The sequence below is a fragment of the Sinomonas sp. G460-2 genome, assembly GCF_047759905.1.
Lineage (GTDB): Bacteria > Actinomycetota > Actinomycetes > Actinomycetales > Micrococcaceae > Sinomonas.
This window is the reverse complement of the sequence record NZ_JBKZWT010000221.1, coordinates 1-6,208: the sequence shown is the minus strand read 5'-3', so window position 1 is coordinate 6,208 and position 6,208 is coordinate 1. Positions and strand designations below refer to the sequence as shown.

Sequence of the window (6,208 nt, the reverse complement as noted above, 5' to 3'; positions counted from 1 at the left end):
CGACCACCTCACAAGGAGGAACTGACATGACTACCCCTACCAAGGCCCTCTCCGACGCCGGCGTCTCGATCTGGCTCGATGACCTCTCGCGTCAGCGCCTGACCGATGGATCGCTCAAGGCCCTGATCGAGGAGAAGAACGTCGTGGGCGTGACCACGAACCCGACGATCTTCCAGGCCGCGATCACCAAGGGCCACGGCTACGACGCCCAGCTGCGCGAGCTCGTCGCGGACGGCGCCGACGTCGAGCGCACCGTCTTCGAGCTCACCACCCACGACGTCGCCACCGCGTGCGACCTCTTCGCCCCCGTCGCAGCGGCGACCCAAGGCGTGGACGGCCGGGTATCGATCGAGGTCGACCCGCGCCTCGCGTGGGACACCGCCGGCACGATCGCCGAGGCCAAGCGCCTCCACGCCAAGGTCGCGCGCGAGAATGTGTACATCAAGATCCCCGCCACCCTCGAGGGCCTCGAGGCGATCGCCGAGACGCTCGGCGCCGGAATCAGCGTCAACGTCACGCTGATCTTCTCCCTCGAGCGCTACCGCGCCGTGATCAACGCGTTCATGACCGGGCTCGAGAAGGCCAAGGCCAACGGCCACGACCTCGCCAACATCCACTCGGTCGCCTCGTTCTTCGTCTCCCGCGTGGACACCGAGGTCGACAAGCGCCTCGAGGCCATCGGCACCGACGAGGCCAAGGCCCTCAAGGGCCAGGCCGGCCTCGCCAACGCCCGCCTGGCCTACCAGGTCTTCGAGGAGGAGTTCACCTCCGAGCGCTTCAAGCTCCTCGCCGACGCCGGCGCGCTGCCCCAGCGCCCGCTGTGGGCCTCCACCGGCGTCAAGGACCCTTCACTCCCCGACACCCTCTACGTCACGGGCCTCGTGGCCCCTGGCGTGGTGAACACGATGCCGGAGAAGACGCTGGACGCGACCTTCGACCACGCCGAGGTCACCGGCGACACCGTGCGCGGCACGTACGCGGCGTCCAACGCCCACCTCGACGCGCTCGAGAAGATCGGCGTCTCCTACAACGACGTCGTCGCCGTCCTCGAGACCGAGGGCCTCGACAAGTTCGTCGCCTCCTGGAACGACCTCCTCGCCGACGTCGAGCGCACCCTCTCCGAGACCGCGCAGGGGGCGCGCGCATGAGCGCGCTGACCTTCGACGCGACGGGGGCGGCCCGCGAGGCCGTCGAAGCGCACGTCGCGCAGCTTGCGGCCGACGGCGTGGCAAGCCGGATCTTCGCGAAGGACCACACGCTGTGGGGCAAGGCGGCGGAAGACGAGTCGTCGAAGCGCCTCGGGTGGGTCGACGCGGCGAGCGTTTCGCAGCCGCTCGTCGCGGACATCGTCGCGCTGCGCGACGCCTTCCGGGCCGAGGGCGTCGACCGGATCGTCCTCTGCGGCATGGGCGGCTCGTCGCTCGCGCCCGAGGTCATCACGGCGACGGCCGGCGTCCCGCTCGTTGTGCTCGACTCGACCGATCCGGAGCAGGTCGCCGCGGCGCTCTCCGAGCGCATCGAGGCCACCGCCGTCGTCGTGTCCTCGAAGTCCGGCTCGACCGTCGAGACCGACTCGCAGCGCCGTGCCTTCGAAGCAGCCTTCGCGGCAGCCGGCATCGACCCCAAGCAGCGCGTCGTCGTCGTCACCGACCCCGGTTCGCCGCTCGACGCGGCGAGCCGTGAGGCCGGCTACCGGGCCGTGTTCAACGCGGACCCCACGGTTGGCGGCCGGTACTCGGCCCTCACGGCGTTCGGGCTCGTGCCCTCGGGCCTCGCGGGCGTCGACGTCCAGGCTCTGCTCGACGAGGCCGAGGAGGCTGCGGAACTTCTCCGCGAGGACTCGGCGGACAACATCGGTCTGCAGCTCGGTGCCGCCCTCGGCGGCACGACTCCGCTGCGGGACAAGGCCGTCATCGTCGAGGCGGGCTCCGGCATCGCGGGCTTCGCGGATTGGGCCGAACAGCTCATCGCGGAGTCGACTGGCAAGATCGGCCGGGGCGTTCTGCCCGTCGTCGCCTCGGTGGACTCCCCCGAGGTGTCGGAGGGCGCCGCAGACGTCCTGGTGGTCCGACTCGTTTCCACGGACGGCGAGCCCACCCTCGGCGAGAACGAGGCCGCCGTGGGCGGCACGCTCGCGTCCCAGATGCTCGCGTGGGAGTTCGCGACCGCGGTCGCCGGGCGCCTCCTGGGCATCAACCCTTTCGACCAGCCCGACGTCGAGGCCGCGAAGGTCGCCGCGCGCGGCCTTCTCGACGCTCGCCCGGAACCGACCCCCGCGAACTTCGTGGAGGGCTCGATCGAGGTCCGTGGCGGCGAGTGGCTCGGCGGCGCCGCGACGGTCGAGGAGGCCGTCAAGGCCCTCCTTTCCCAGCTCGGCCCGACGGGCTACCTCAGCGTGCAGGCCTACCTCGACCGGCTCGCGTACCCGCAGCTCGAGGGGGTCCGCGACGTGTTCGCCAAGGCCACCGGCCGGCCGACCACTTTCGGCTGGGGCCCGCGGTTCCTGCACTCGACCGGTCAGTACCACAAGGGCGGCCCCGCCGTGGGCGTCTTCCTTCAGGTGACGGCCGCAGCGTCGAACGACGTCGAGATCCCCGAGCGCCCGTTCACGTTCGCGCAGCTCATCGAGGCCCAGGCCGCCGGTGACGCCCAGGTGCTCGCCGAGCACGGGCGCCCGGTGCTCCGCCTACACCTCGCCGACCGCGCGGCGGGGGTCCGGCAGCTGACCGAGCTCGTGTCTGCTCTGGGCCGCTAAGGCTCCAAGCCGTCGGCTCGGCCCACGCGGCCGGGCCGGCGGCTTTTGCACTGCGACGTGCGTAGAGGTTGTGCGCTTTCGCGGTCCGCACCAGATGGAATAGAAAGGCATCATGCCAGAGAACGACAACGGCGCGCACGGGACGCGGCGGCGCAATCCGCTTCGCGACCCGCGGGATCGGCGCCTCAACCGCATCGCGGGCCCGTCCGCGCTCGTGCTCTTCGGGGTGACCGGCGACCTCGCCCGCAAGAAGCTCATGCCCGCCGTCTACGACCTCGCCAACCGCGGCCTGCTCCCGCCGAGCTTCGCGCTGGTGGGCTTCGCGCGCCGCGAATGGGAGCACGAGGATTTTGCCGAGGAGGTCAAGGCCTCGGTCAAGAAGTACGCGCGAACGCCGTTCGACGAGACCGTGTGGGCCCAGCTCAACGAGGGCGTGCGCTTCGTTCAGGGCGCGTTCGACGACGGCGAAGCGTTCGAGCGTCTCAAGACCACTCTCGAAGAACTCGATGAAAAGCGCGGTACGCGCGGCAACCACGCGTTCTACCTCTCGATCCCGCCCAAGGCGTTCGAGCAGGTGTGCCGCCAGCTCTCCGACCACGGACTCGCGCAGGCCCAGGAGGGCAAGTGGCGCCGCGTGGTCATCGAGAAGCCGTTCGGCCATAACCTCGAGTCGGCGCGCCAGCTCAACGACATCGTCGAGTCGGTCTTCCCGCCGGACGCCGTCTTCCGGATCGACCACTACCTCGGCAAGGAGACGGTCCAGAACATCCTCGCGCTGCGCTTCGCGAACCAGCTGTTCGAGCCGCTCTGGAACGCGAACTATGTGGACCACGTCCAGATCACCATGGCCGAGGACATCGGCACGGGTGGCCGAGCCGGCTACTACGACGGGGTCGGCGCCGCGCGCGACGTCATCCAGAACCACCTCCTGCAGCTCCTTGCGCTCACGGCCATGGAGGAGCCCATCTCCTTCGAGGCCGAGGACCTCCGGGCCGAGAAGGAGAAGGTTCTCGCCGCGGTGCGACTCCCCGAGGACCTCTCGCTCCACTCCGCGCGCGGACAGTTCGCGGGCGGCTGGCAGGGCGGCGAGCTCGTTCAGGGCTACCTTGAGGAGGAGGGCATCCCCGCCGACTCCACGACCGAGACCTACGCCGCGATCCGCGTGGACATCCACACCCGCAGGTGGGCGGGCGTTCCGTTCTATCTCCGGGCCGGAAAGCGCCTTGGCCGCCGCGTCACCGAGATCGCGGTCGTCTTCAAGAAGGCGCCCAACCTGCTCTTCCTCGACCAGGGAAGCGCCGAATTCGGTCAGAACGCCGTGGTGATCCGCGTGCAGCCGGATGAGGGCGCCACCATCCGCTTCGGTTCGAAGGTCCCGGGCACCCAGATGGAGGTGCGCGACGTGAGCATGGACTTCAGCTACGGCCATTCGTTCACCGAGTCCTCCCCCGAGGCGTACGAGCGCCTCATCCTCGACGTTCTGCTCGGCGAGCCGCCGCTCTTCCCCCGTCACGAGGAGGTCGAGCTCTCATGGAAGATCCTCGACCCGTTCGAGGACTATTGGGAGGCCACGGGAGACAAGCCCGAACCCTACGCACCTGGCAGCTGGGGCCCCGCGTCCTCTGACGCGCTCATGGCCCGCGACGGACGCTCTTGGAGGCGGCCTTGATCATCGACCTTCCCCACACGACGACTTCGAAGATCTCGAAGGAGCTCATGAACGTCCGCCATCAGGGCGGCGTCGTGGCGCTCAGCCGGGTCCTCACGCTCGTCGTCATCACGAAGCACGGCTACGAGGAAGAGGCCATCGAGGCGGCCAACCAAGCCAGCCGCGAGCACCCCTGCCGCATCATCGTGCTCGTCGACTCGGGCCGCGACTCGGCCGATAGGATCGACGGCCAGATCCGCGTGGGCGGCGACGCCGGCGCGTCCGAGGTCGTCGTGCTGCGCGGCTACGGCCGGCTCGCCGAAGAGAGCGAATCGCTCGTCGCGGCGCTCCTCCTGCCCGACGCTCCGATCGTCGCGTGGTGGCCGCACGGCGCCCCGAAGAACGCGAGCGCGACGTCAGTGGGCTGCATCGCGCACCGACGGATCACCGACTCCGGCAATGAGCCCGACCCCACTGAGGCGCTGTATCAGATGCGCGAGACGTATCGCGCAGGCGACACCGACCTCGCGTGGACGCGCCTCACGAACTGGCGCATCCAGCTCGCGGCTGCGCTCGATCAGGCCGACGATTCGCCCGTGACTGCCGTGACCGTCGAGGGAGCCTCCGACTCGCCGAGCACGGTCCTGCTCGCCTCGTGGCTCACGCTCGAGCTCGATGTGCCCGTGACGATCGTGTCCGACCCCGCGGGCACCGGCATCCGACGCGTCAAGCTCAACCGCCCGTCGGGCGACATCCAGCTCTACCGCCCGGGCCTCACCGTGGCCGAGCTGACCCAGCCGGGGCAGCCCTCCCAGCGCATCGCCCTCCCCCGGCGGACGCTTCAGGACTGTCTCACCGAAGAGCTGCGTCGGCTCGATCCTGACGAGGTGTTCGGCGAGGTTCTTGCCGAGGGCCTTCCGCGCACCAACCTGAGGAGTGTGACACCGAGTGAGCGCTGATCCCCGAGTGAGCATCCATCCCGATTCGTCCGTGCTTCTGGCGGCCATCGCCGCGCGCCTCATCACGAAGCTCGTGGACACGCAGGACCGCTACGGCGACGCGACGATCGTCCTGACGGGCGGCACCATGGGCATCGGGACCCTGCGTGCCGTCGCGGATTCGCCGGCGTGCGCCGCCGTCGACTGGTCGAAGGTCAACATCTGGTGGGGTGACGAGCGCTTCGTCGAGGCGAACTCCGCAGAGCGAAATGCGGTCCAGGCTCAGGAGGCCCTCCTGGGTCAGCTTCCGCTCGACCCCGCGCGCGTCCACGTTCCGGGGGCCGCGGGTGAGTTCGCGACGCCCGACGACGCGGCCGCGGACTACGCCGAACGGCTCGCCGAGGCGGCGCAGCGTGAGCACGAGGCCGATTACTCGGATGATCGCGCCGACGAGCCCGGCCGCGTGCCGCGCTTCGACGTTCTGCTGCTCGGCGTGGGCCCCGACGCGCACGTCGCGTCGCTGTTCCCCGAGATGGCGGGCATTCGCGAGAACGACCTCACGGTGGTCGGGGTGACGAACTCCCCGAAGCCGCCGCCCGAGCGCATCTCCCTCACGCTGCCCGTGATCAAGTCCGCAGGCGAGGTTTGGATGCTCGTGGCCGGCGAGGACAAGGCGGGCGCCGTGGGCCTCGCCCTCGCGGGCGCCGGGACAGTCCAGGTGCCGGCGGCGGGCGCGCGTGGCCGCAACCGCACGCTGTGGCTCATCGACGCTGCGGCGGCCGCGAAGGTCCCGGAGAACCTCCTGCGCAAGGAACCGGCCTCGGCCTAAAGGGGGTCCCCAAACGTTCAAAGGTCACGTCTCGTGGG

Annotated in this window: 5 protein-coding genes; all 5 read left to right on the top strand. The window is 70.1% G+C overall.

Annotated elements, in window-relative coordinates; translation table 11 throughout:
* The first annotated feature begins 26 nt into the window (after positions 1–26).
* The 5 genes from tal to pgl all read left to right on the top strand — a co-directional run bounded on the left by tal (position 27) and on the right by pgl (position 6,170).
* The gene (tal, locus tag ACLN58_RS16415; RefSeq protein WP_415856323.1) at positions 27–1,148 is read left to right on the top strand and encodes a transaldolase; all 1,122 of its coding nucleotides are present in this window, start codon (positions 27–29) and stop codon (positions 1,146–1,148) included.
* Positions 1,145–2,755: a glucose-6-phosphate isomerase gene (locus ACLN58_RS16410; RefSeq protein ID WP_415856322.1), complete on the top strand. Its 1,611-nt coding sequence runs from the start codon at positions 1,145–1,147 to the stop codon at positions 2,753–2,755. Before tal ends, ACLN58_RS16410 begins: the two co-directional genes overlap by 4 nt.
* A 112-nt stretch (positions 2,756–2,867) precedes the next feature.
* The gene (gene zwf / locus ACLN58_RS16405) at positions 2,868–4,424 is read left to right on the top strand and encodes a glucose-6-phosphate dehydrogenase (RefSeq protein ID WP_415856321.1); all 1,557 of its coding nucleotides are present in this window, start codon (positions 2,868–2,870) and stop codon (positions 4,422–4,424) included.
* Positions 4,421–5,362 carry a glucose-6-phosphate dehydrogenase assembly protein OpcA gene (locus ACLN58_RS16400; RefSeq protein ID WP_415856320.1) on the top strand — a complete coding sequence of 314 codons (942 nt, stop codon included), beginning with the start codon at positions 4,421–4,423 and terminating at the stop codon, positions 5,360–5,362. The genes zwf and ACLN58_RS16400 overlap by 4 nt, the downstream gene beginning before the upstream one ends.
* Positions 5,352–6,170 (top strand): 6-phosphogluconolactonase, encoded by an 819-nt coding sequence (gene pgl / locus ACLN58_RS16395; RefSeq protein WP_415856319.1) that lies wholly within the window; start codon positions 5,352–5,354, stop codon positions 6,168–6,170. The genes ACLN58_RS16400 and pgl overlap by 11 nt, the downstream gene beginning before the upstream one ends.
* Positions 6,171–6,208 lie beyond the last annotated feature (38 nt).